This is a genomic window from Lysinibacillus sp. 10T31 (assembly GCF_056394365.1).
This window is the reverse complement of sequence record NZ_JBFTHS010000229.1, coordinates 1-412: the sequence shown is the minus strand read 5'-3', so window position 1 is coordinate 412 and position 412 is coordinate 1. Positions and strand designations below refer to the sequence as shown.

The following is a 412-nucleotide window of genomic DNA, read 5'->3' as shown; positions in this document are numbered from 1 at the left end:
CCTTCGGTGCCGCGTCCGACAGCGAAAAACACCGCGCCAGCGGTTGCGTCAAGGTTACGGGTATCGATGTTGTTCGGCATGGCTCACTTCCTTGTCCGTGGAGGGATGACCGTGTTGCGGATTACGGACCGATCAGGCGCAGATAGGTTTCCAGCTGATCGGCGCGCGCGCGCAGGCGCTCGGTGTCATTCAATTTCTGCTGCAGGTTGCCCGGCTGCGAATCGTCGTACAGCACGGTTTCCAGTTCGCCATCGCGCTGGCGCGATTGCAGCCACGCCCGTTGCGCGGCCAGCAGGCGGGCCTTGGCCGAGGTGTCGAGATGTCCCTGCAACTGCTGGTATGCCTGGTTCAACCGGCGGTCCTGCCGGTCCGATTCGCTGGACAGGCAGGCGGCCTCTTCGATGGCGCCCTG

1 protein-coding gene is annotated in these 412 nt (G+C 64.1%); it reads right to left on the bottom strand.

Annotated features, from left to right (window positions below; all coding sequences use genetic code 11):
• Positions 1-121: 121 nt before the first annotated feature.
• The coding region (locus AC1DCY_RS27785; RefSeq protein ID WP_477356027.1) for a lysozyme inhibitor LprI family protein at positions 122-412 on the bottom strand (291 nt) is incomplete at its 5' end.